This window comes from Streptomyces sp. 3330, from assembly GCF_031456635.1.
Taxonomy (GTDB): Bacteria; Actinomycetota; Actinomycetes; order Streptomycetales; family Streptomycetaceae; genus Streptomyces.
Genome location: NZ_JAVDVA010000005.1, coordinates 275,615 through 298,995, shown reverse-complemented (window position 1 = coordinate 298,995; position 23,381 = coordinate 275,615). Strand labels below are relative to the sequence as shown.

The window sequence follows — 23,381 nt, the reverse complement described above, 5'->3', positions numbered from 1 at the left end:
CGTCCGGGGGCGGCGCGGCTTCCGTCCGTGCGGGCCGGCCTCAGCCGCCCAGCACCTTCGTCACGTCCCCCAGCACCGGGATCGAGCCGATGGACTGCGCCTGCGCCACCGGCCCGGTGAGCATCTGGGACGTCAGCGGCTTGAAGTCGGCGAGCTGGGTGCCGACGCCGTTGTCGAGCGGGTCGACGCCGGTGCCCGCCAGGGGGTTGGGCTTGAGGCCGCTCACGGCGCCCGTGACGTATGTCAGGGAGCCGAGCGCCCCCTGCACGCCCGCCTGCGGGTCGAGCTGACCGACCGAGGTGGGTTTCGTCCGCACCAGGTCGAGGGCCGGTTCGCCGGTCGCCGCGGCGGCGGTCCCGGCGCCGGCGCCCAGCGCCACCCCGGCGGTCGCGAGGGCGGCGAGGGCGCGCCGGCCGGAGGAGGTGTGGGGGGAAGCGTGTCGGGCCATCGCGATGCCGCCTTCTGATGCTCAAGGTGATCAGGTCGACACGAAGGGTAGTTGAGGTGTGACACGCGCATCAAAGCCGACCCGCGGGGTCGTTGACGGCCGGGGGCATGCCTCACACTGGTGTCCCGTGACCTCCCCTCCGCCCATACCGACGCGAGTCGTGCTGCTCTGCGGCCCCTCCGGCTCCGGCAAGTCCCTGCTCGCCGCCCGCTCCGGCCTCCCGGTGCTGCGGCTCGACGACTTCTACAAGGAAGGCGACGACCCGACGCTGCCGCTCGTCGCCGGGAGTTCCGACATCGACTGGGACCACCCCGGATCGTGGGACGCGGACACGGCGGTCGCCTCGATCGTGGAACTGTGCGCCACCGGCCGCACCCATGTTCCCGTCTACGACATCTCGCTGAGCGCGCGCACCGGCGCGGACGCGATCGACATCGGGCGGACCCCGCTGTTCATCGCGGAGGGCATCTTCGCCGCCGAGATCGTGACCCGGTGCCGCGAACTCGGCGTCCTGGCCGACGCGCTGTGCCTGAGCCGCGGACCGGTGAAGACCTTCCGCAGGCGCTTCCTGCGCGATCTGCGGGAGGGCCGCAAGTCGGTGCCCTTCCTGCTGCGGCGCGGCTGGCGCCTGATGCGCACCGAGCGCTCCATCGTCGCCCGCCAGACCGCGCTCGGGGCGCACGCCTGCGACCGCGACGAGGCGATGGGCCGCCTGGCGGCAGCGGCGGCGGGCCGTCTAGCCCCGACGGCGCGTACGGCCGTCTAGGGCCCGTACAGCGGCACGGACGGCACACAGAAGCGGGACTGGATGGACCCCCCGGCCCTCCAGCCCCGCTTCCTCGGTGCTCCCCCGTGTCCCCCCGGGGTGGTGCTTCCCCCGTGCTTGCGCGGTACCGCTCCTCCGACGTCCCCCGTCGAGCCCCCCGGTACCGCGTCCCCCGTGCTTCCCCCGTTCACCGGCCCCCTGAGCGGAGCCGGGCCCTTCCCCCGTTCACCCTCAGGCGACAAGCTCCCCGAAGGCGTCCTCCTCGTCACGGCCGAAGCTGAGGACCTCGTCCTCGCGCAGCCGGCGGAGCGACCGCCAGATGCTGGACTTCACCGTGCCGACACTGATGTCGAGGATCTCCGCGATCTCCGGGTCGGTGCGGCCCTCGTAGTAGCGCAGGACCAGCATCGTCCGCTGGAGTTCGGGCAGCCGGGCCAGTGCCTGCCACAGGACCGCGCGCAGCTCGGTGCCGCGCATCGCGTCCGTGTCGCCGACCGTCTCCGGCAGCTCCTCGGTGGGGTACTCGTTCAGCTTGCGGCGGCGCCACGCGCTGATGTGCAGGTTGGTCATCGTCCGGCGGAGGTACCCGCCGACCGCTGCCTTGTCGCTGATCCGGTCCCACGCCCGGTACGTCGAGAACAGCGCGCTCTGGAGCAGGTCCTCGGCCTCGAAGCGGTCGCCGGTGAGGTGGTAGGCGGTGGCGTACAGGGAGGCGCGGCGCTCCTGGACGTAGGCGGTGAACTCCGCCTCGGTCAGCGAACGACGCTCCCCCGTGTCCTCCCTGTACGCGGCTCCCCCGTGAGCCGCCTGGTCCCCCGTGTCGACCACCGTCATGAAGGCGGTGTGCTGGCGCCCGGTGCCGCGAGCGCACCCCCGCCCGCTCACGGCACCGGACTTCTCGGAACCCCGGTGCACGTCGTGCAGACGCGTGACGACTGCGACTGCGTTGGTGCTCATACCGTGCAGCGTGTTCATCTCGCGCCCCCCGTCGTGGACTTCCGGTGTTCGGTCTCCTGCGCCGGTCCGGCTCCGCTGTCGTTCCGCGTCGCCTTGTCCGTGACCAAAAGATTGCCCGGGCCACTTCATCGCCGTGTCCGCCGACTGTCACAGACCTGTCACAGGGGCCTGTCACGGCAACGCCACAGACCGTCCACAGGCGTCCCCGGTAGGGCAGTTGACGCGGTCCGCGCAGGTCACGGCGGGACGCGGGGGACTCCCGGCGTGGTGCTGTTCGACTCCCGTCCCCATCGCCCCCTCGCCCCTGTCACCGCCACCGTCCTCCGACGGGCGCGCGTCCGTCCGCCGTGGCGGCCCGGCCGGCGGCCGCCGCCGCTCGCGAACCGGGGGTGCGCGACGGGGACGGCAGGACGCCGAGCGGGTTCCCGACGGTTCTCGGGCGGCACCTGCGGCCGGGCCGCGGCGCCGCCCGATCTTGTCCGATCTGGCCGGACCCCTCGGTCCGCGCACCCGCGAGGAGCCGCTGCGGCCCGTGGAAAGCGCAGGTCCGCGGGTTGCGGACGGTACCGGTGTACGGCTCGGGCACAGGCGTTCGCAGGACGCGTCCGAGCCCCTGTACGCGGCCCGCGGCGCCGGAACCATCCGCCTCCGGCGCCTCACCACCTACCCACAGGTCGAACGACAGCCCCCTCATGGGCCAGAATGAGCCCGTGCCTTCCCTGTTGCTGATCGAGGACGACGACGCCATCCGTACGGCCCTGGAGCTCTCACTGACGCGCCAGGGACACCGGGTGGCCACCGCTGCCAGCGGTGAGGACGGTCTGAAGCTGCTGCGCGAGCAGCGGCCGGATCTCATCGTGCTGGACGTGATGCTGCCCGGCATCGACGGTTTCGAGGTGTGCCGGCGCATCCGGCGCACCGACCAACTGCCGATCATCTTGCTGACCGCGCGCAGCGACGACATCGACGTGGTCGTCGGGCTGGAGTCCGGCGCCGACGACTACGTCGTCAAACCCGTGCAGGGCCGGGTGCTGGACGCCCGGATCCGGGCCGTGCTGCGGCGCGGGGAGCGCGAGTCGAGCGACTCGGCGACGTTCGGCAGTCTCGTCATCGACCGCGCGGCGATGACGGTGACGAAGAACGGCGAGGACCTCCAGCTCACCCCGACCGAGCTGCGGCTGCTGCTCGAACTGAGCCGGCGGCCGGGGCAGGCGCTGTCCCGGCAGCAGTTGCTGCGGCTGGTGTGGGAGCACGACTACCTGGGCGACTCGCGGCTGGTGGACGCCTGTGTCCAGCGGCTGCGGGCCAAGGTCGAGGACGTGCCGTCGTCCCCGGTCCTGATCCGTACCGTGCGCGGCGTCGGCTACCGCCTGGACGCCCCTCAGTGACACAGCCGCAAGGGGGGCTCCGCGGCTGGTCCGCGGCGCGCAAGGGGAGACTGTCGCGGCTGCGTTTCACCAGCCTGCGGCTGCGGCTCGTGGTCGTCTTCGGGGCGGTGGCGCTGACCGCCGCCGTGTCCGCGTCCGGCATCGCGTACTGGCTCAACCGCGAGGCCGTGCTGACCCGGACCCAGGGTGCGGTGCTGCGGGACTTCGAGCAGGAGATGGAGAACCGGGCGAGTTCGCTGCCCGAGCATCCCTCGCAGGACGAGCTCCAGCACACCGCGGGGCAGATGGCCAACAGCAGCCAGCGCTTCAGCGTGCTGCTGGTGGGCGAGGACGCGAGCGGCAAGACCGTCTACGGCAACTCGGGCGGCCTGAACGGTTTCTCGCTGGAGGACGTGCCCGGGCCGCTGCGTACCGCGGTGAACAAGCGGCAGGCCGTCACGGGCGGCAACAAGTCGCCGTACCACCTGTACTGGCAGCGGGTCGTCGACCACGGGACGCCGTATCTGGTGGCCGGGACGAAGGTGAACGGGGGCGGGCCCACCGGGTACATGCGCAAGTCGCTGGAGCCGGAGGCCAAGGACCTCAACTCGCTGGCCTGGTCGCTGGGGATCGCCACCGCTCTGGCGCTGATCGGGGCAGCGCTGCTCGCGCAGGCCGCCGGGACGACCGTGCTGAAGCCGGTGCACCGGCTGGGCGTCGCGGCGCGGCGGCTCGGCGAGGGCCGGTTCGACACCCGGCTGCGGGTGTCGGGGACGGACGAACTCGCCGATCTGTCCCGCACGTTCAACCGGGCCGCGGAGTCCCTGGAGAAGCGGGTCGCGGACATGGCCGCGCGGGACAACGCCTCGCGGCGGTTCGTCGCCGACATGTCGCACGAGCTGCGGACGCCGCTGACCGCCATCACCACCGTCGCGGAGGTGCTGGAGGAGGAGCTGGACGCCGAGTCGGGCAGCATCGACCCGATGATCGAGCCCGCGGTGCGGCTCGTGGTCAGCGAGACGCGGCGGCTGAACAACCTCGTCGAGAACCTGATGGAGGTCACCCGCTTCGACGCGGGCACGGCACGGCTGGTCCTGGACGACGTCGACGTCGCCGACCAGATCACCCACTGCATCGACGCACGCGCCTGGCTGGACGCGGTCGACCTGGACGCCGAGCGCGGCATCCACGCCCTGCTCGACCCGCGCCGGCTGGACGTGATCCTCGCCAACCTCATCGGCAACGCGCTCAAGCACGGCGGTTCGCCGGTGCGGGTGTCGGTGTCGGCGGCGGACGACGCGGTCGTCATCTCCGTGCGCGACCACGGGCCCGGCATCCCCGAGGAGGTGCTGCCGCACGTCTTCGACCGGTTCTACAAGGCGAGCGCCTCCCGGCCGCGCTCCGAGGGCAGCGGGCTCGGCCTGTCCATCGCCCTGGAGAACGCCCACATCCACGGCGGCGAGATCACCGCCGCCAACTCCCCTGAGGGCGGTGCGGTGTTCACGCTGCGGCTGCCCCGGGGCGTCCTGGAGGCGACGGACCAGGGCGGCGAGGAGGACCGGCGGGCCGTGCGGCCGACGCAGGCCGGCCCGCCCATGCCCGCACAGTCCGGGAAGTCCGGGCAGTCCGGGAAGTCCGGGCAGTCCGGGAAAGCCGTGCAGTCCGGGAAAGCCGTGCAGGACAAGGGGGACGCGTAGTGACCATGCGCCGTGCGACGGTACGACGGCTGCGCGCCGTGCCCCTGCTGGCCGGCCTGGCCGCCCTGCTCGCCGGCTGCGGGATCCGGGCGACCGAGGTGCCGACCGACTTCGGGCCCGCGCCCTCCCGGGCGCGCTGCTCGCTCACCGAGCCGGACGTGACGTCACAGTCCGCCCGGGCGGGCGTGCCGGTGCAGGTGTTCCTGCTGTGCGGCTCCTCGCTGGTGACCGTCGACCGGTCCGTGCGGGTCCCGCAGGGCGCGGCGGACTCCGAACGGCGGGTGCTGGTGGCCCAGGGCCTGCTCGACCAGCTCGCCGAGTCGCCGTCGGCGGCCGAGAAGGAGGCCGGGTACACGACGGACGTGCGCGGCGGCATGACGGTCGCCGGGCCCCGTGCGCAGGACCCCGACGACGCGCTGCGGCTGAGCAGCCCGCCGGGGAACCTGACCTCGTACGCCCTCGCCCAGGTCGTCTGCACGTTCTCCGACTCGGCGGCGGCCGAGGGCGACGGCTCGGTGATCCTGGGCGGTCCCGGCTCCGACCCGCTGCGCCGCTACGAGTGCACCGACGAGGTCCGCTCCCGTCCCGGCAGCGCGGAGCCCCCGTCCTCGACGGTCACCGGCAGCGGCTGATCAGGACCGGGCGCCACGGGAAACGCCGGCCGGTGTGGCGGACGCCTCACGCGGCGCCAGGCGGCCGTGGTCGTCGCAGGTCACCGTCGGCCGGGGAGCCCGGCCGGCCCGGCGGCGCGGGTGACTCGTGCCAGGTGCCCGGCGGCGGGCCGGAACCGATCGTGCCGGCGGTCGCGTCTTGGGAGGCGTGCAGCGTCAAGGCTCCATCGGCGGCAGCGCCGCGATCCGCATCCGCGCGACCGGGATCATCCTCCTGGCCGCCCACCTCGTGTTCGTCGCCTGGGTCGCGCTGCGCCCGCTGAACGTCCCCTGGGTGGTGCCGGCCAACCTCCATCCCTTCGAAGGGATCCGGGCCGACCTGAGACTGGGCTGGCCCGAGGCGGCGCGGCGGATCGGCGTGGGACTGGGGCTGCTGGCCCCGCTGGGCTTTCTGCTGCCGCTGGTGCACGGCAGGCTCCGTGTCTCGCCGCTCGCCTCCCTGATCCGCACGGTCACGGCGGGCGCCCTGCTGTCGCTGGGCATCGAGCTGCTGCAGACCGGGGTGCCCGGTCAGGTCGTGGACATCGACTCGTTGCTGCTCAACACCCTCGGGGTGGCCATGGCGCATGTCGCGGTGGTGCCGGCGGTGCGGGCCTGGCTGCGCCGCAGGGACGAGCGCCGGGGACGGGCCGCGGTCCGTCAGGAGGAGGCCGCTCAGGGTCTGACCCCGAGGATTCCCAGGGTCGGGGTCGCACCGTAGAGCGACGCTTCGTCCCCTTCGTCACCGTAGCGTCGAAGACAGCAGGAGGGGCCGTCGGGGCCGCCTCCGTCCCCCACTCTCGACTTCGCTCGACCGGGTGGGTCCCCCGTCGCTCACGAAGGAGCCGCAGATGTCCAGCCTCGCTCGCCCCACCAACGGCCGCATGATCGGCGGAGTGTGCGCCGCGCTGGCCCGGCGCTTCGGCACCTCCGCCACCACGATGCGGGTGATCTTCGTGCTCTCCTGCCTGCTGCCCGGCCCGCAGTTCCTGCTCTACATAGCGCTGTGGGTGCTGCTGCCGTCGGAGGACAAGGCGGCGCGCTCGGCCTGGTGACGGCCGTCCGCAGCAACGCCGTCGGGGCGCGTCCGGTGATCCGGGTGCGCCCCGACGGCGTGTCGTGCGTGACGGGCGGCGCCGTTCAGCCCAGCGGGATGCCGTTCACCGGGAGACCGTGCGTCGGCAGGCCCTTGAGCGGCAGACCGCCGAGCAGACCGGCGACGGGCGCGGTCGGCCCGCCGGCGAGCGCCTGCTCGGCGATCGGCTGCGCGGCGGCCAGGCTCGCGCCGAGCGCGGGCTGGGCCTGCGTCAGCACCTCACCGGCCGCGGGCAGCGCCGTGGCCAGGTTCTCCGCCGGCAGCGTCCTGGTGACACCGTCCAGGGCCTGCGTGGCGTCCGGGACGGCCGGGGCGGCGTTCGCGGCGCCCGCACCGACGGCGGCGAAGGCGGCACCGAGAGCGGCGACACCGAGGGTCTTGGCAGCAGACTGCTTCATGATGAATGCGTCCTCGAATGGGATACGGGGAACTGAGCGGTTCTCGACCGTAAACACGCAGAGGGGTCGGCGGCAAACATCGAAATGCGGACAGATGGTGAACGTCTGCCCGCATTCCGTGCTCCGGAAAACCGCTACTCAGCCTTCCGTATCGGCAGAACCGCTGGTGGAGACGGTCTGCTGGAACAGCCATTCGGACTTCAGCTCGGAATATCCGGGCTTGATCACGTCACTGATCATGGCAAGTCGTTCATCGAAAGGAATGAATGCTGACTTCATAGCATTGACGGAGAACCACTGGAGATCGTCGAGCGTGTAGCCGAACGCGTCGACAAGGTGCTCGAATTCCCGGCTCATGCTGGTGCCGGACATCAGGCGGTTGTCCGTGTTGACGGTGGCCCGGAAGTGGAGCCGGCGCAGCAGGCCGATGGGGTGCTCGGCGTAGGAGGCGGCCGCTCCGGTCTGGAGGTTGGAACTGGGGCACAGCTCCAGCGGGATGCGCTTGTCGCGGACGTAGGAGGCGAGCCGGCCGAGCTTCACGCTGCCGTCGGCGGCGATCTCGATGTCGTCGATGATGCGCACCCCGTGGCCCAGCCGGTCGGCGCCGCACCACTGGAGGGCCTGCCAGATCGACGGCAGCCCGAAGGCCTCGCCGGCGTGGATGGTGAAGTGGTTGTTCTCGCGCTTCAGGTACTCGAAGGCGTCGAGGTGCCGGGTGGGCGGGAAGCCCGCCTCGGCGCCCGCGATGTCGAAGCCCACCACGCCCAGGTCCCGGAAGCGGTTGGCGAGTTCGGCGATCTCCAGGGCGCGGGCCGCGTGCCGCATGGCGGTGAGCAGGGCGCCGACGCGGATGCGGTGGCCGTTGCGCCGGGCCGTCCGCTCGCCCTCCCGGAAGCCCTCGTTGACGGCCTCGACGACCTCTTCGAGGCTCAGTCCGCCTTCGAGGTGCTGTTCGGGCGCGTAGCGCACCTCGGCGTAGACGACGCCGTCCTCGGCGAGGTCCTCGGCGCACTCGCGGGCGACCCGGACGAGCGCGTCGCGGGTCTGCATCACGCCGACGGTGTGCGAGAAGGTCTCCAGGTACCGTTCCAGCGAACCGGAGTCGGCGGCCTCCCGGAACCAGATGCCGAGCTTGTCGGGGTCGGTCTCCGGGAGTTGCGCGTACCCGGTGTCCCGGGCGAGGTCGACGATCGTGCCGGGGCGCAGCCCGCCGTCGAGATGGTCGTGCAGCAGAACCTTGGGTGCCCGCCGGATCTGGTCCGAGCTCGGGGTGTTGCCCGCCTGGGTGCTCTGGCTCGTCATTTCCGCACTCTAACTCCTACGCGCGTAGACGGCGCGCTGTACAACTCCGCCGATACGTAACGGTGACCGCCCGGACAGGTGGAGTACAACGGCGCTTCTGACACTGTTCTGTCATGGCACAGGATGTGACGCCGGTTCGGACGGTCCGGCTGGGGAAGGCGCTGGGCCCGGCGCCGACGGCGGTGAGCGGGGTGGTGCTGCTGCTCCCGGGCGGCGAGGAGGTGTCCAGCCGGAAACCGTCCGCCGTGTGGGCGGCCGCCTCCGTACGGGGGTTGGGGCGCAGGCTGGCCCGCGCGGGACGCGAGGAGGGCCTGGCCGTCCACGCCGTGCACTACCGCTACCGCGGCTGGAACGGCAGCGAGGCGCATCTCGCGGCGGACGCGGCCTGGGCGGCCGACGAGGCGGTACGGCGCTACGGGGACGTCCCCGTCTGCCTGGCCGGCGTCGACATGGGGGCGCGGGCGGCGCTGCGGGCGGCCGGCCACGAGGCCGTCAACTCCGTGCTGGCGATCGCCCCCTGGCTGCCGGAGGAGGACATGGCCGCTCCACCCGAACCGGTGAAGCAGCTGGCCGGGCGGCGGGTGCTGATCGTGCACGGCACGAACGACGAGCGCTGCGACCCCGAGCTGTCGTTCCGGCTCGCGGCGCGGGCGAAGAAGGCGAACCGGGACGTGTGCCGGTTCGAGGTGCACGCCGACGGCCACGGTCTGCACCAGTATCGCGGTGAAGTCCTGTCGCTGGCCGAGGACTTCGTGATGGGCGCGCTGTTCGGCCGGGCGCTCTCCCGGCCGGTGGAGGACGCGCTGGCCGCCCCGCCGCCGCTGGGGCTGCGGATGCCGTTGGCCGTGGGGTTCGGCACCTCGTTACGGCGCCCGGGCCGCCCCTGAGGCGTGGCCCTCAGTCCGGCAGCAAGCTGCCCCTCCTCGACAGCAGGAACTTCTTGAAGGCCGCCACGGGCGGGGTGTCCGGGTGGCCGTCCAGCCAGGCCACGCCGATCTCGCGGGCGGCTCTCGGGGCCGTGACCGTCAGCTCCACGACCCCCGGGCGGGCCACGGCGGGCGGCGGCAGCAGCGCCACGCCCAGGCCCGCCGCCACCAGTCCGCGCAGGGTCTCCGCCTCCTCCCCCTCGAAGGCGATCCGGGGCCGGAAACCGGCCTCCTTGCAGAGGTCGTCGGTGATCCGGCGCAGGCCGTAGCCCGGTTCCAGGGTCACGAAGGTCTCGTCGGCGGCCTCGGCGAGACGGACCCGCCTGCGGGCGGCGAGCCGGTGGTCGGCGGGGACGACCAGCCGCAGTTTCTGCTCGTCCAGGCGGCGGGCCACCAGGTCGGGGGCGTCCGGGACGGGGGAGGTCAGGCAGAGGTCCAGCTCCCCCGCCCGCAGCCGTTCGAGCATCGCCTCGCCGTAGTTCTGGACCAGGCTGAAGCGGACGCGCGGGTGATCGGCGCGGAAGGCGTGGATCAGCCCCGGGACCGTCTCCGCGCCCATGGTGTGCAGGAAGCCGAAGGCGACCTTCCCGGTGGCTGCGTCGGCGTCCGCCCGGACCTCGTCGGCGGCCCGCTCGATCTCGCCGAGGGCGCGCTCGACGGAGGCGAGGAAGGTGCGGCCCGCGGGGGTCAGGGAGACCGTGCGGCCGTGCCGGGCGAACAGGTCGACGCCCAGGTCCTGTTCGAGGCGGACCATGGCCCGGGAGAGCGTCGACTGCGGGACCTGCATCTCCTGCGCGGCGCGCGTGACGTGCTCGGTGCGGGCCACTCCGGCGAAGTAGGCGAGCCTGGGGGCCAGCAGCCTCGACATGTCCGCCATGTCTTCTGTGTCACCGGACGGTGACAGACGAGCCTGTGACCTCTGCTGATGCGCCATGGGAACGATTATGTCGATTCCATGCATTGGACGGATGAGCGGGGGCGTACGTAACTTCGAGGCATGTCTCCCGCCAGTACCGGGGCGTCCACGATCGTGGGCGCCGCGTCCTCCGCTCCCGTCTCCTCCGACTCCCGTCTGGCCCCCGGCGGCCCCGGCTACCGCCGGATGAGCTTCGCGCTCTTCCTCGCCGGTGTGGCGACCTTCGCCCTGCTGTATTCCACGCAGGCGCTCCTGCCGCTGATCTCCGACGACTTCGGGGTGGCGGCGAGCCGGGCGAGCTGGACGGTGGCGGCGGCGACCGGTGGCCTGGCGCTGTTCGTGCTCCCGATGAGCGCCCTGTCGGAGCGCTACGGCCGCCGTACGGTCATGACGGCCTCGCTGGGCGTGGCGGTGGGCGTGGGCCTGCTGGTCCCGTTCGCGCCCTCCCTGGGCACGCTGGTCGTGCTGCGGGCGGTGCAGGGCGCGGCGCTGGCCGGCCTCCCGGCGTCGGCGACCGCGTACCTGGCCGAGGAGGTCCGGCCGAAGGCCCTCGTCACGGCGATCGGCCTGTTCGTGGCGGGCAACAGCGTCGGCGGGATGAGCGGCCGGGTCGTCACCGGCTGGATCGCGCAGGAGTGGGGCTGGCGGGTGGCCGTCGGGGTGATCGGCGCCCTCGCGGTGGCCTGCGCGATCGCCTTCCGCCTGCTGCTGCCGGCGCCCCGGCACTTCACGGCGGGTTCGCCGGCGCCCCGCGTGCTCATCGGCACGGTCCGCGGGCACCTCGCCGACCCGCTGCTGCGTCGGCTGTACGCGATCGGCGCGCTGTTCATGACGGTGTTCGGCGGCGTGTACACGGTGATCGGCTACCGGCTGACGGAGGCGCCGTTCTCGCTGCCCCAGGGCATCGTCGGCTCGATCTTCCTGGTGTACCTGGTGGGCACGGTGTCGGCGTCGACGGCGGGCCGGCTGGTCGGCCGCCTCGGCCGGCGCGGCGCGCTGTACCTGGCGGGCGGCACCACGGCCGCAGGACTGCTGGTGTCGCTGGCGGACTCGCTGGTCCTGGTCCTGCTCGGCCTGGTCCTGATCACGGCGGGCTTCTTCGCGGGGCACGCGGTGGCCTCCTCGGCCGTCAGCAAGACGGCGACGACCGGCCGCGCCCAGGCCTCCGCCCTCTACCAGTCCGCGTACTACATCGGCTCCAGCGCGGGCTCCACGGTCGGGGCGCTGGCCTTCCACTCGGGCGGCTGGGCCGGGACGGTCGGCGTGGGCGTCCTGGCGGTGCTCGGCGTCGTGACGATCACGGTGTCCGGGACCCGGGCGGCCCGCCGGGAGACGCTGGTCCCCGCGCACTGAACGTCCCGCGGCCCCGCCGCGGTCCTCCCCCTGCTCGGGGCCGGTTGTCAGTGGTGGCGCATAGCCTCCGCGCGACGACCGGTGCGAGCAGGGGGTTTTTCATGGAGTTCCGTATCGACCGCGGTGACCTCGCGGAGGCGGTGGCCTGGGCGGCCCGGGCGCTGCCCGCCCGTACGCCGGTCCCCGTGCTGGGCGGGCTGCTGCTCGAGGCGGCGGCGGGCCGGCTGACGGTGTCGGGGTTCGACTTCGAGACGGCGGCCCGGATCGAGACGGACGCCGAGGTCGCGACGGCGGGCCGGGTGCTCGTGCTCGGCCGCCGGCTCCTCGACATCTGCAAGGTGCTGCCGGACGGGCCGGTGAGCTGCGCCCTGGCCGGCAGCCGGTTCACGGTCGAGGCGGGCGGCACGGGCTTCGGCCTGTCGACTCTCCCGCGCGAGGAGTACCCCGCCCCGCCGGAACCGCCGGCGGCGTACGGCACGGTGGACGCGGCCGCGTTCGCGACCGCCGTCGCCCAGGTCGCGGTGGCCGCGGGCCGCGACGACACGCTCCCGGTGCTGACGGGCGTCCAACTGCGCCTGGAGGGGGAGGAGATGACGCTGTCGGCGTCGGACCGCTACCGGTACGCGGTGCGAGCGCTGGAGTGGAAGCCGGAGGCGGCCGCCGCGGGGGTGGCGGAGGCGCTCGTGCCGGCCCGGCGGCTGCTGGACGTGGCCCGGTCGCTGGCCCGCTGCGGGACGGTCCGGGTCGGGCTCGACGGGGCCTCGGGGGGTGGGCCGATCGGCTTCGACGGCGGGCGGACGCGGACCGTGGTCCGGCGGCTGGACGGGCGGCTGCCCGCCTACGGGAAGCTGTTCGACATGGCGGGGGCCGCCGTCGCCGAGGTGGAGAGCGGGGCGCTGACGGAGGCCGTGCGGAGAGTCGCGGTGGTGGCGGAGGCGAACAGCCCGGTACGGCTGGACTTCTCGGCCGACTCCGTCCTGCTGCGCGCCGGGTACGGCGACGACGTGGCCGCCCAGCGGCTGCCCGCCGCGCTGACCGGCGCCGACGAGGTGGGCGTGGCCTTCAACCCGGCCTACCTGCTGGACGCGCTGGCCTCCTTCGGGACACCGAGGCTGCGGGTGGAGCTGCTGGGGACGGGCCAGCGGGCGCTGCTGAGCGCGGCGGACGCGCCCGAGGCCCACCGACACCTGCTGATGTCCGTGAAGCAGCTGGTCTGAGCACGGCGGTCACGCCTGCGCCCGGACCCGGCGTCCTCGGCGACGCCGCCGCGCCACGGCAGTACGTCACGGCGTCCCGGACACGGCGGCCCGGCTACGGCGGCCTGCGTGCGAAGGTCCGGGGCGCGATGGGCTGATCATGGGTCGGGCCATGGCCCTGGCCTGCGGATTCGGTGACTCGGCGGGCCATTGTCAGTGGGCTGCGGTAGCTTCCGAAGTGCTGGGCGCACAGGCGCGTGACAGAACGGCCACAGGGGTGGGTGGACGATGGGCAACAGCACGGCGACGACGAGCGGCATCGACGTCGCACTGGAGAAGCACCGGACGGAACTGACCGGCTACTGCTACCGCATGCTCGGCTCCTCCTTCGAGGCCGAGGACGCGGTGCAGGACACCATGGTCCGCGCCTGGCGGAGCTACGAGAAGTTCGAGGGCCGCTCCAGTCTGCGCTCGTGGCTGTACCGGATCGCGACGAACGTCTGTCTGGACATGCTGACGGCCGGCAACAAGCGGGCCCGGCCGATGGACCTCTCCGAGTCCACCCCGCTGGCCCGGGCCGCCCTCTCCCCCCGCCCCGACAACACCTGGCTGGAGCCCATGCCGGACGCCCGTGTGCTGCCGACGGTGGAGGACCCGGCCGAGGCGGCGGTCGCCAAGGAGTCGGTGCGCCTCGCGTTCATGGCCGCCTTGCAGCAGCTCCCGCCGAAGCAGCGGGCGGTGCTGATCCTGCGGGAGGTGCTGGCGTGGAGGGCGAGCGAGGTCGCCGAGCTGCTCGACACCTCGGTCGCCTCGGTGAACAGCGCGCTCCAGCGGGCGCGGGCGACCCTGTCCGAGCGGGAGGCCTCCGGCGCGGACGCGGCGGTGTCCGACCCGCTGGACGAGGAGCAGCAGAAACTGCTCGACCGCTATGTGGCGGCCTTCGAGGGCTATGACATGGCGGCGCTGACGGCTCTCCTCCACGAGGACGCCATCATGACGATGCCGCCGTTCGACCTGTGGCTGACCGGCCACGACGACATCACCGGCTTCATGACCACGATCGGCTCCGCGTGCGAGGGCTCGCGCCTGCTGCCGGTCCAGGTCAACGGACTGCCGGGCTTCGCCCAGTACAAGCCGGACCCCGACCGGGGCGGGTTCACCCCGTGGGCGATCCAGGTCCTGGAGATCTCAGACGGCCGCCTCACCGGGTTCCACTTCTACCTCGACACGCAGCGCTGGTTCCCCCTCTTCGACCTCCCCCTCCACCTCGAAGCGGAGACCGGCGAGGTCGAGCAGGGCGCGTAGGGCCGGGTCGGGGGCGCGCAGCCGTATGTGTCCCCCGGCCCGCCGGGCGGCCAGCTGGAGCCGCGCCAGCAGGTCGACGGCGGTGAGCCCCGGCGGTCCGATCCCGGCGACGTCGCAGACGACGACCGCGGCGCCGGTGGCCTCCATCAGCGCCCGTGCGTCGTCGACGAGCCCTGGCACCCGCGGACGGGTGACAGGGCCGTTCAGAGTGAGCACGGGCGGTGTCGTCGATTCCACGATCGGTAGACCGGCGCCGGGCGCCCAACTCATCGGAGCGGGAGCGCCGACGTCGGGCCGTCCGCTCAGGCGATGCGCTCCAGCACCACGGGAGACGGGGTGAACCCGGTGCCGGCCGCGCCGATGTCGTACGAGCCCTGGACGGCCTCGAGCGCGTACGCGAAGCGCTCCGGGGTGTCCGTGTGCAGGGTCAGCAGGGGCTGGCCCTCCTTGACCGTGTCACCGGGCTTGGCGTGCAGTTCGACGCCCGCGCCCGCCTGCACCGGGTCCTCCTTGCGGGCCCGGCCCGCACCGAGACGCCAGGCGGCGATGCCGATGTCGTAGGCGTCGAGACGGGTCAGGACGCCCGAGGCGTCCGCCTTCACCACGTGCTGTTCCTTCGCCGTGGGCAGCGGGGCGTCCGGGTCGCCGCCCTGGGCCGCGATCATGCGGCGCCAGACGTCCATGGCCGAGCCGTCGGCCAGCGCCTTCGCCGGGTCCGCGTCCTTCACGCCGGCCGCGTCGAGCATCTCGCGGGCGAGCGCGATCGTCAGTTCCACCACGTCCGCCGGGCCGCCGCCGGCCAGCACCTCGACGGACTCACGGACCTCGAGGGCGTTGCCGGCCGTCAGACCGAGGGGGGTGGACATGTCGGTCAGCAGCGCGACCGTCTTCACGCCGTGGTCGGTGCCGAGGCCGACCATCGTCGAGGCCAGCTCGCGCGCGTCCTCGATGGTCTTCATGAAGGCGCCGGTGCCGACCTTCACGTCGAGGACCAGGGAGCCGGTGCCCTCCGCGATCTTCTTCGACATGATCGACGAGGCGATCAGCGGGATCGCCTCCACCGTGCCCGTGACGTCGCGCAGCGCGTACAGCTTCTTGTCGGCCGGGGCGAGGCCGTCGCCCGCCGCGCAGATCACCGCGCCGGTCGTGTCGAGGACGTGCAGCATCTCCTCGTTCGACAGCAGCGCGCGCCAGCCGGGGATCGACTCCAGCTTGTCCAGGGTGCCGCCGGTGTGGCCGAGACCGCGGCCGGAGAGCTGCGGGACCGCCGCGCCGCAGGCCGCCACCAGCGGGGCCAGCGGAAGCGTGATCTTGTCGCCGACGCCGCCCGTGGAGTGCTTGTCGGCCGTCGGACGCGACAGCGTGGAGAAGTCCATCCGCTCGCCGGAGGCGATCATCGCGGCCGTCCAGCGGGCGATCTCGCGGCGGTTCATGCCGTTGAGCAGGATGGCCATGTTGAGGGCGGCCATCTGGTAGTCGGCGACCTCACCGCCGGTGTACGCGTCGATGACCCAGTCGATCTGCGCGTCGCTGAGCTCACCGCGGTCCCGCTTGGTGCGGATGACGGACACGGCGTCCATCGACAACTGCGTCATGGCTTTCCTTCCGGTGGTGCTTCGTAGTGCGGGTGCGCGGTGGCGCGGCAAAAGACGTTGCGGAAACCGCGCGGCCCCTCTGCGCCGGTCAGAGGGGCCGCGCGGGACTCACCCTGCGAGGTGGCCCGGACCGAAGGCCTGCGGGAGCATCTCCGCCAGCGGCAGGATCCCCGCCGGCGTCTCCAGCAGGAGTTCCGGGCCGCCGAACTCGTAGAGCAGCTGGCGGCAGCGGCCGCACGGGACGAGGATCTCGCCCCGGCCGTCCACACAGGTGAAGTGGGTGAGCCGGCCGCCGCCGGTGTTCTGGAGCTCCGAGACGAGCCCGCACTCGGCGCACAGGCCGAGCCCGTAGGAGGCGTTCTCGACGTTGCAGCCGGACACGGTCCGGCCGTCGTCGACCAGGGCCGCCACGCCGACCGGGTAGCCGGAGTACGGGGCGTACGCCCGGGACATGGCGTCCCGGGCCACCGTACGCAGCTTCTCCCAGTCGACCGTCTCGGCGGGTCCGGCGGCGGGCGGGGTCACTTGCCCTGCCCCTTCCGGTACGGCATGCCGTCCGCCTTGGGCATCCTGAGGGACTGGGCGGAGAGCGAGAGCACCAGCAGGGTGACGACGTACGGCGCGGCCGTCACGACCTGGCGCGGGACCTCGTCGGTGCCGAGGTACCAGACGAACATCAGGGCCGAGACCAGCACGGTGACGACGGCGGGGACGTACTTCTTCTTCCACGCCAGGTAGGCCGCGCCGAACACCAGGACGATCGCGAGCAGCAGGATCAGCGCGTGCACGTTGGTGGTGCCGCCGCGCAGGTTGAGGCTGTCGGTGTAGCCGAACAGGCCCGCGCCGAGGGCGAGGCCGCCCGGCATCCAGTTGCCGAAGATCATCGCGGCGAGGCCGATGTAGCCGCGGCCCGCGGTCTGGCCGTCGAGGTAGACGTTCGAGGCCACGATGGACAGGAACGCGCCGCCGAGGCCGGCGAAGCCACCGCTGATGATCACGGCGATGTACTTGTACTTGTAGACGTTGACGCCGAGGGACTCGGCGGCCACCGGGTTCTCGCCGCAGGACCGCAGCCGCAGGCCGAAGGCCGTCCGCCACAGCACCCACCAGGTGACCGGGACGAGGGCGACGGCGACGACGGTGAGCGGCGACAGGTCGGTGATCAGACCGCCGACCAGGCCGGCGACGTCCGAGATCAGGAACCAGTGCTTCTCGTTGAGCGTGTCCAGCCAGCCCGACAGACCCGGCACGTCGAAGGTGCCCAGCGAGTCGATCGGCGGGGACTGCTTGGCGGAGCCGCCGTCGGCGTTCTCGAAGGTGAACTTCGACAGGTAGCGGGTGGTGCCCAGGGCCAGGATGTTGATGGCCACACCGGAGACGATGTGGTTCACGTTGAAGGTGACGGTCGCGATGGCGTGCAGGACGGCGCCGAGCGCGCCGCCGATGATGCCGAAGGCGACGCCCGTCCACGGGCCCCACTGGTAGCCGGCCCAGGCGCCGAACCAGGTGCCGAGGATCATCATGCCCTCGAGGCCGATGTTGACGACGCCCGCGCGCTCGGCCCACAGACCGCCGAGGCCGGCGAGGCCGATCGGGACGGCGAGGCGCAGGGCCGTGGACATCTGGCCGGTGGAGGTGATGCCGTCCGCGCCGGTGATGAGACGGACGATCGAGGTCAGCACCAGAACGCCCGCGATGATCAGCAGGAGGACCGGGAGCGAGAGTTTGCGGCCGCCCTTGCCGGGCTGCTTCGCCTGCGGCTTGGCGATGGTCGTGGTGCTCATCAGACCGTCACCTCCTTCTTGGTGTTCTGGGCGGCGGCGGCGAGCTCGGCGCCGACGCGCTTCTGCTGGCGGCGCAGACCCCACTGGCGTACGGCCTCGTACGAGATGACGACCGCGAAGACGATCAGGCCCTGCATGATCGTGGCGATCTCCTTCTCGTACGCCACGGGGGTGGCGTAGTCGAGGGCGGGAGAGGCCTTGTCGAGGAAGGCGATCAGGAGCGCGGCGAAGGCGATGCCGACCGGGTTGTTGCGGCCGAGCAGGGCGATGGTGATGCCGGTGAAGCCCAGACCCGTGGGGAAGCTCAGGCTGTAGGTGTGGGCGTCGCCGAGCAGCAGCGGCAGACCGGAGAGGCCCGCGATGCCGCCGGAGATGAGCATGGCGGTGAGGACCATCTTCTTGGCGTCGACGCCGGAGGCCGCGGCCGCGGTCTCGGACTCGCCGGTGGCGCGCAGGTCGAAGCCGAAGCGGGTGCGGTTGAGGACGATCCAGTAGACGATGCCGAGCGCGATGGCGAGGAAGACCAGGCCGTAGATCTCGCCGACGTCCGCGCCGAGGTCGATGCCGGGCACCCAGCCGGATTCCTCCATGATGCCGGTGGTGTTGTTGTTGCCGACCTGCACACCCCAGATGTTGTCGAGGGTGAGGTAGCCGATCAGGCTGGTGGCGATCGCGTTCAGCATGATCGTCGCGACGACCTCGCTGACCCCTCGGGTGACCTTCAGGACGCCCGCGATGCCGGCCCAGAAGGCGCCGGTGAGGACGCCGACGAGGAGCAGCAGCGGAATCTGCAGGAAGGACGGCAGGGCGATGTTCGCGCCGACCACGGCGGTCATCATCGCGGCGAGGCGGTACTGGCCGTCGACGCCGATGTTGAACAGGTTCATGCGGAAGCCGATGGCGACCGCCAGGGCGGCGATGTAGTACATCGAGGCCTGGTTGACGATCAGGACCTGGACGTCGGAGTAGCCGGCCTGCTCCAGCATGAGCGTGTACGGCTCGATCGGGCTCTTGCCCGAGGCGATCAGCACGACCGAGGTCAGCAGGATCGCCGCGACGAGCGCGATGACCGGGCCGGCCACCGCGAGGAGCACGCGCTCCTTGTCGAACTTCTTCATCGGGCCTCGTCCTCCGGACCGGCAGCTTCCTCGGTGGTTTCCGCGTCGTCCACGTGTTCCAGATGACCGGTCGCGGCGCCGGTCATGGCGGAGCCGAGCTCCTCCGGGGTGATGGTGGCGGGGTCGGCGTCCGCGACCAGGGTGCCGTTGTAGATCACGCGCAGGGTGTCCGACAGGCCGATGAGCTCGTCGAGGTCGGCGGAGATCAGCAGCACGGCCAGGCCCTCGCGGCGGGCCTCGCGGATGCGGTCCCAGATCTGGGCCTGCGCGCCGACGTCCACACCCCGGGTCGGGTGGGCGGCGATCAGGAACTTCGGGTTGTGGCTCATCTCGCGGCCGACGATCAGCTTCTGCTGGTTGCCGCCGGAGAGCGAGGCGGCGGTGACGTCGATGCCGGGGGTGCGGACGTCGAACTCCTCGACGATCCGGCGGGTGTCGGCCTGGGCGCCCTTGATGTTCAGCCAGAAGCCCTTGGCGTTGGGCGCCTCGGTGACATGGCCGAGGATGCGGTTCTCCCAGAGGGGCGCTTCCAGGAGCAGTCCCTGGCGGTGGCGGTCCTCGGGGATGTAGCCGACGCCGGACTCGCGGCGCTTGCGCGTGGACCAGGGGGTGATGTCCTCGCCGAGGAAGGCGATGGTGCCGGAGTCGGCGTTCTTGGTGCCGATCAGCGCGTCGATCAGCTCGGTCTGGCCGTTGCCCTCGACACCGGCGATGCCCATGACCTCACCGGCGTGGATGGTGAAGCTGACGTCGTCGAGCGCCTTCTTGACCTCGCCGCCGAGCGCGACCTCGGGCGCGATCATGCCGCTGACCCCGCCGGTCGTGGGCTCCGCCTCGACGCCCAGGGAGGCGCCGCCGCTGGCGTACACGGTGAGGTTCGCGACCTGGATGACGGGCTTGTCGGTGACCGTGGACTCGGCGGTCTCCGGGGTGGGCAGCTCGCTGCCGACCATCATCTCGGCGAGCTGGCGCGGGGTGGTCTCGGCGGGGACGGCCGTGCCGACGGTCGTGCCGCGCCGGATGACGGTGATCTCGTCGGCGACGGAGAGCACCTCGCCCAGCTTGTGGGAGATGAAGATGACGGACAGGCCCTCGGACTTCAGTTCGCGGAGGTTGTCGAAGAGCGCGTCGACCTCCTGCGGGACGAGCACGGCGGTCGGCTCGTCGAGGATGAGGGTCTTGGCGCCGCGGAAGAGGACCTTGAGGATCTCCACCCGCTGCCGGTCGGCGACGCCGAGGTCCTCGACCAGGGCGTCCGGGCGCACGCCGAGCCCGTAGCGGTCGGAGATCTCCTTGATCTTCTTACGGGCGTTGCCACCGATGCCGTGCAGCTTCTCGCTGCCCAGCACGACGTTCTCCAGGACGGTCAGGTTGTCGGCCAGCATGAAGTGCTGGTGGACCATGCCGATGCCGCGGGCGATGGCGTCGGCGGGGCTGGAGAAGGTCACCTGTCCGCCGTCGATCGCGATGGTGCCCTCGTCCGGCTTCTGCATGCCGTAGAGGATCTTCATCAGCGTCGACTTGCCGGCGCCGTTCTCGCCGACGAGGGCGTGCACGGTGCCTTTGCGGACGGTGAGGTGGATGTCGTGGTTGGCGACGACACCGGGGAAGCGCTTGGTGATCCCCGCCAGCTCTACCGCGATCGTCGACTGTGCGGTGAGCGGAGGGCTGCTGGACGCGTCGATGGCGCACTCTCCTTGGGAAAGGGGCCGCTCTACGCGCGTAGCGCCCCTGCTTTAAATAGTGCCCGGATCAGGTCGATCTTGAATGATCTTGATAGCCGCCGTGGCGGTTTCACGATCGGTTCTCGATCCGTTCCGAGCATTCTGCCGCGCGAACGGGGCGCGGGGAGGACATCCTTCCCGCGCCCGGTTCCGTGGCCGTAACGCTGCCATTACAGCGCTCCATCGGCCAAGGCCTCTGACAGAAGGTCAGGAGGTCTTCACCGTGATGGTGCCGTTCTTGATGCCCTCTTCGGCCTTCTTGATCGCGTCCTGGATCGCGGTGTTGCTGGCGAAGGCCGGGTTCGAGTCCGACACGCTCACGCCGCCGTTCTCCAGGCTGCCGCGGACCACGCCGGTCGCGGGCTTGCCGTCGTGCACGGACTTGGCCAGCGTGTAGACCGCGCCCTCGACGTTCTTCATGGCCGACGTGAGGATCGAGTCCTTGTACGTCTTCAGCGCGTCCTGCTTGTACTGGTCGGAGTCGACGCCGATGGCCCACACCTTGTTGGCGTTGGCGGCCTTGATGACGCCCTGGCCGGACAGGCCGGCGGCGGCGTAGACGACGTCCGCGCCGGCGTCGATCTGGCCCTCGGCGGCGCTCTCACCCTTGTCGGGGCTGGAGAAGCCGCCCTCGGCGGCGGTCTCGGTCAGGTACTGCGACTTGACCGTGACGCCCTTCTTGGTGTCCTGGACGCCCTGCTTGAAGCCCGCCTCGAACTTGTGGATCAGCGGGACGTCCACGCCGCCGACGAAGCCGACGGTGTTGGTCTTGGTGGCCTTGGCGGCGGCGACGCCGGCGAGGTAGGAGGCCTGCTCCTCGTGGAAGACGAGGTCGGCGACGTTGTCGGCCTTGATCTGCTCGTCGTCGACGATGCCGAAGGTGGTCTTCGGGTACTTGGCCGCGACCTCCTTGACGGCGGGCGCGTAGGCGAAGCCGACGCCGATCACCGGGTTGTAGCCCTGCTTGGCAAGGCTCTCCAGGCGCTGCACCTTGTCCGCGTCGGACTCGCCGTCCTGCGGCTCGACCGCGGTGGACTTGTAGCCGAACTCCTTGTCGGCCTTGTCCAGGCCGGCCGTGGCGGCGTCGTTGAAGGACTGGTCGCCCTTGCCACCGACGTCGTACGCGAGCGCGAGGCCCAGGTTCTTGTCACTGCTGTCGGAGGAGGACGACGACGTGGAGGAGCTTCCGCAAGCGGAAACGGTTACGGCGAGGGCTGCGGTGGCAACGCCCGCAACCGCGATTCGGGACACCCGGCGCATGGAACTTGACTCCTTTGTGCAAGCGCCCAAACCAGGCGCTGGTTCCGCCGCAGCGTAACGCGCGTAGACCAGACGGAAAAACCCTTCTGTCCGGTCCGTTACCGAGCTGTGGCCACAGTCGCGGTCCAGGTTACGGACAGCAGTGCGCCCCTTGCGGGAGGCAAGGGGCGCATGGGCTGCAAGGACGCCCGGAAGGGCGTAGCCGGAGCCGGGTGGAACGGGTTTCGGCCGTTACTTGGTGTTAACCGTGATCTTGCCGTCGATGATGTCCTGCTTGGCCTTGTCGACGGCCGCGACGACGTCCGTCATCGCCTTGTACTTCGGGTTGCTGTCGGCGAATCCGACACCGTCGTTGGAGAGGCTGCCGCGGACCACACCGGACAGCGGCTTGCCCGCGTGGACGGACTTCACGAGGTCGTAGACGGCGCCGCCGACGTTCTTCAGCGCCGAGCCGAGGATGTAGTCCTTGTAGGCCGCCAGCGCGCTCTGGCTGTACTGGTCGGAGTCGACGCCGATGGCCCACACCTTCTTGGCCGCGGCCTCGGTGATGACGCCCTGACCGGAGAGACCGGCCGCGTGGTAGATGACGTCGGCGCCCGCCTCGACCTGGCCGCTCGCCGCGTCCTTGCCCTTGTCGGGGCTGGAGAAGCCGCCCTCCTGGGCGGTCTCCGTCAGGTACTGCGACTCGATCTTGATGTTCGGGTTGACCGACTTGGCGCCCTGGACGTAACCGGCCTCGAACTTGTGGATCAGCGGGATGTCCACGCCCCCGATGAAGCCGATGTGCGCCTTCTTGCTGGCCTTGGCGGCCGCGACACCGGCGAGGTAGGAGGCCTGCTCCTCGTGGAAGACCATGTCGGCGACGTTCTTCGCCTGGATCTGCTCGTCGTCGATGATCCCGAAGGTGGTCTTCGGGAACTTGGCGGCGACCGCCTTGACGGCCGGCGCGTAGGCGAAGCCGACGCCGATCACCGGGTTGTAGCCGGCCTGGGCGAGCTGCGTCAGGCGCTGCACCTTGTCCGCGTCGGACTCGCCGTCCTGCGGCTCGATGTCCTGGCCGCCGATCTTGAATTCCTTCTCGGCCTTCTGGAAACCGGCGTAGGCGGCGTCATTGAAGGACTGGTCGCCCTTGCCACCGATGTCGTACGCGAGGCCGATGCCCTTGCCCGAGTAGGTGCCGCTGCCGGATTCCGAGTCGCTCGACTTGGAGTCGGTGCTGGACTTGCCGCAACCGGCGGCGGCGAGCGCGACGACCGCGACGGTCACCGCGGCCCGGGAGAATCTCGTCCTCCGAGAGATCAGACGCATAGCTAGCACCCCTTCATCCCCACGGCGCCGTGACCGGCCCGCTTTCCCCTTGGTGGCGCCGTTCAGGAGGGGCTCCCCAACAAGCCTTTCCCGGTGGCGATTCCGGCGCACAGTAACGCGCGTAGAAGCGCAGGGGAACGGGGTTTCTCCGGGCCGTTATCGATTCGTGCCGACGCCGGGTTACAACCACGTCCCCGGGGTTACGGGTGGGTGAC

General features: G+C 71.6%; 23 protein-coding genes. 10 read left to right on the top strand and 13 right to left on the bottom strand.

What is annotated here, in order from left to right:
* Window positions 1-40: 40 nt before the first annotated feature.
* Window positions 41-448: a hypothetical protein gene (locus J2X68_RS11515; protein WP_310432358.1), complete on the bottom strand. Its 408-nt coding sequence runs from the start codon at window positions 446-448 to the stop codon at window positions 41-43.
* A 58-nt stretch (window positions 449-506) separates the two neighbouring features.
* Between J2X68_RS11515 and J2X68_RS11510 the strand changes: the two genes are divergently transcribed.
* Window positions 507-1,214 carry a uridine kinase gene (locus J2X68_RS11510; protein ID WP_310432357.1) on the top strand — a complete coding sequence of 236 codons (708 nt, stop codon included), beginning with the start codon at window positions 507-509 and terminating at the stop codon, window positions 1,212-1,214.
* Window positions 1,215-1,445: 231 nt separating this feature from the next.
* Here J2X68_RS11510 and J2X68_RS11505 read toward each other — a convergent pair whose 3' ends face one another.
* Window positions 1,446-2,189: a SigE family RNA polymerase sigma factor gene (locus tag J2X68_RS11505; protein WP_310432356.1), complete on the bottom strand. Its 744-nt coding sequence runs from the start codon at window positions 2,187-2,189 to the stop codon at window positions 1,446-1,448.
* Between the two features lie 692 nt (window positions 2,190-2,881).
* Here J2X68_RS11505 and afsQ1 point away from each other — a divergent pair.
* The 5 genes from afsQ1 to J2X68_RS11480 all read left to right on the top strand — a co-directional run bounded on the left by afsQ1 (window position 2,882) and on the right by J2X68_RS11480 (window position 6,940).
* Complete coding sequence (gene afsQ1 / locus J2X68_RS11500) at window positions 2,882-3,559, top strand: two-component system response regulator AfsQ1 (protein ID WP_028807033.1); 678 nt, start codon at window positions 2,882-2,884, stop codon at window positions 3,557-3,559.
* Window positions 3,556-5,235, top strand: coding sequence for an ATP-binding protein (locus J2X68_RS11495; RefSeq protein ID WP_399039728.1), 1,680 nt, complete (start codon window positions 3,556-3,558; stop codon window positions 5,233-5,235). The genes afsQ1 and J2X68_RS11495 overlap by 4 nt, the downstream gene beginning before the upstream one ends.
* Before the next feature lie 5 nt (window positions 5,236-5,240).
* On the top strand, window positions 5,241-5,867 hold the full coding sequence (locus tag J2X68_RS11490) for a hypothetical protein (RefSeq protein WP_310432473.1): 627 nt from the start codon (window positions 5,241-5,243) through the stop codon (window positions 5,865-5,867).
* A gap of 187 nt (window positions 5,868-6,054) precedes the next feature.
* Window positions 6,055-6,606: a VanZ family protein gene (locus tag J2X68_RS11485; protein WP_310432355.1), complete on the top strand. Its 552-nt coding sequence runs from the start codon at window positions 6,055-6,057 to the stop codon at window positions 6,604-6,606.
* A gap of 130 nt (window positions 6,607-6,736) precedes the next feature.
* Window positions 6,737-6,940 (top strand): PspC domain-containing protein, encoded by a 204-nt coding sequence (locus J2X68_RS11480; RefSeq protein WP_310432354.1) that lies wholly within the window; start codon window positions 6,737-6,739, stop codon window positions 6,938-6,940.
* A gap of 85 nt (window positions 6,941-7,025) precedes the next feature.
* Here the strand turns inward: J2X68_RS11480 and J2X68_RS11475 are convergent, their stop codons facing one another.
* A complete protein-coding gene (locus J2X68_RS11475; RefSeq protein ID WP_310432353.1) occupies window positions 7,026-7,379 on the bottom strand; it encodes an ATP-binding protein in 354 nt (117 codons plus the stop codon).
* Between the two features lie 138 nt (window positions 7,380-7,517).
* Window positions 7,518-8,681: an adenosine deaminase gene (locus J2X68_RS11470; RefSeq protein WP_310432352.1), complete on the bottom strand. Its 1,164-nt coding sequence runs from the start codon at window positions 8,679-8,681 to the stop codon at window positions 7,518-7,520.
* 113 nt (window positions 8,682-8,794) lie between these two features.
* Between J2X68_RS11470 and J2X68_RS11465 the strand changes: the two genes are divergently transcribed.
* A complete protein-coding gene (locus J2X68_RS11465; RefSeq protein WP_310432351.1) occupies window positions 8,795-9,568 on the top strand; it encodes an alpha/beta fold hydrolase in 774 nt (257 codons plus the stop codon).
* A 10-nt stretch (window positions 9,569-9,578) separates the two neighbouring features.
* On the opposite strand, the gene J2X68_RS11460 is transcribed toward J2X68_RS11465, so the two are convergent.
* Window positions 9,579-10,541, bottom strand: coding sequence for a LysR substrate-binding domain-containing protein (locus J2X68_RS11460; protein WP_310432350.1), 963 nt, complete (start codon window positions 10,539-10,541; stop codon window positions 9,579-9,581).
* Between the two features lie 63 nt (window positions 10,542-10,604).
* On the opposite strand from J2X68_RS11460, the gene J2X68_RS11455 reads away from it, so the two are divergent.
* The 3 genes from J2X68_RS11455 to J2X68_RS11445 all read left to right on the top strand — a co-directional run bounded on the left by J2X68_RS11455 (window position 10,605) and on the right by J2X68_RS11445 (window position 14,377).
* Window positions 10,605-11,876 carry an MFS transporter gene (locus J2X68_RS11455; RefSeq protein WP_310432349.1) on the top strand — a complete coding sequence of 424 codons (1,272 nt, stop codon included), beginning with the start codon at window positions 10,605-10,607 and terminating at the stop codon, window positions 11,874-11,876.
* Between the two features lie 101 nt (window positions 11,877-11,977).
* Window positions 11,978-13,093, top strand: a complete 1,116-nt coding sequence (gene dnaN, locus J2X68_RS11450) for a DNA polymerase III subunit beta (protein WP_310432348.1) — start codon at window positions 11,978-11,980, stop codon at window positions 13,091-13,093.
* Between the two features lie 267 nt (window positions 13,094-13,360).
* Entirely contained in the window at window positions 13,361-14,377 is a 1,017-nt protein-coding gene (locus tag J2X68_RS11445; RefSeq protein WP_310432347.1) for a sigma-70 family RNA polymerase sigma factor, read from the top strand.
* Here J2X68_RS11445 and J2X68_RS11440 read toward each other — a convergent pair.
* From J2X68_RS11440 to J2X68_RS11405, 8 genes are all read right to left on the bottom strand, one after another.
* A complete protein-coding gene (locus J2X68_RS11440; protein ID WP_310432346.1) occupies window positions 14,261-14,647 on the bottom strand; it encodes an STAS domain-containing protein in 387 nt (128 codons plus the stop codon). The two genes, J2X68_RS11445 and J2X68_RS11440, sit on opposite strands and share 117 nt — an antisense overlap.
* A 32-nt stretch (window positions 14,648-14,679) precedes the next feature.
* Window positions 14,680-15,963 carry a thymidine phosphorylase gene (locus J2X68_RS11435; protein ID WP_310432472.1) on the bottom strand — a complete coding sequence of 428 codons (1,284 nt, stop codon included), beginning with the start codon at window positions 15,961-15,963 and terminating at the stop codon, window positions 14,680-14,682.
* Between the two features lie 117 nt (window positions 15,964-16,080).
* Window positions 16,081-16,497, bottom strand: coding sequence for a cytidine deaminase (locus tag J2X68_RS11430; protein WP_310432345.1), 417 nt, complete (start codon window positions 16,495-16,497; stop codon window positions 16,081-16,083).
* Window positions 16,494-17,756 (bottom strand): ABC transporter permease, encoded by a 1,263-nt coding sequence (locus J2X68_RS11425; RefSeq protein ID WP_310432344.1) that lies wholly within the window; start codon window positions 17,754-17,756, stop codon window positions 16,494-16,496. Before J2X68_RS11425 ends, J2X68_RS11430 begins: the two co-directional genes overlap by 4 nt.
* The gene (locus J2X68_RS11420; protein ID WP_310432343.1) at window positions 17,756-18,874 is read right to left on the bottom strand and encodes an ABC transporter permease; all 1,119 of its coding nucleotides are present in this window, start codon (window positions 18,872-18,874) and stop codon (window positions 17,756-17,758) included. Before J2X68_RS11420 ends, J2X68_RS11425 begins: the two co-directional genes overlap by 1 nt.
* A complete protein-coding gene (locus J2X68_RS11415; protein ID WP_310432471.1) occupies window positions 18,871-20,559 on the bottom strand; it encodes an ABC transporter ATP-binding protein in 1,689 nt (562 codons plus the stop codon). The genes J2X68_RS11420 and J2X68_RS11415 overlap by 4 nt, the downstream gene beginning before the upstream one ends.
* Window positions 20,560-20,805: 246 nt before the next feature.
* On the bottom strand, window positions 20,806-21,858 hold the full coding sequence (locus tag J2X68_RS11410) for a BMP family ABC transporter substrate-binding protein (RefSeq protein WP_310432342.1): 1,053 nt from the start codon (window positions 21,856-21,858) through the stop codon (window positions 20,806-20,808).
* Between the two features lie 231 nt (window positions 21,859-22,089).
* Entirely contained in the window at window positions 22,090-23,166 is a 1,077-nt protein-coding gene (locus J2X68_RS11405; RefSeq protein WP_310432341.1) for a BMP family ABC transporter substrate-binding protein, read from the bottom strand.
* Window positions 23,167-23,381 lie beyond the last annotated feature (215 nt).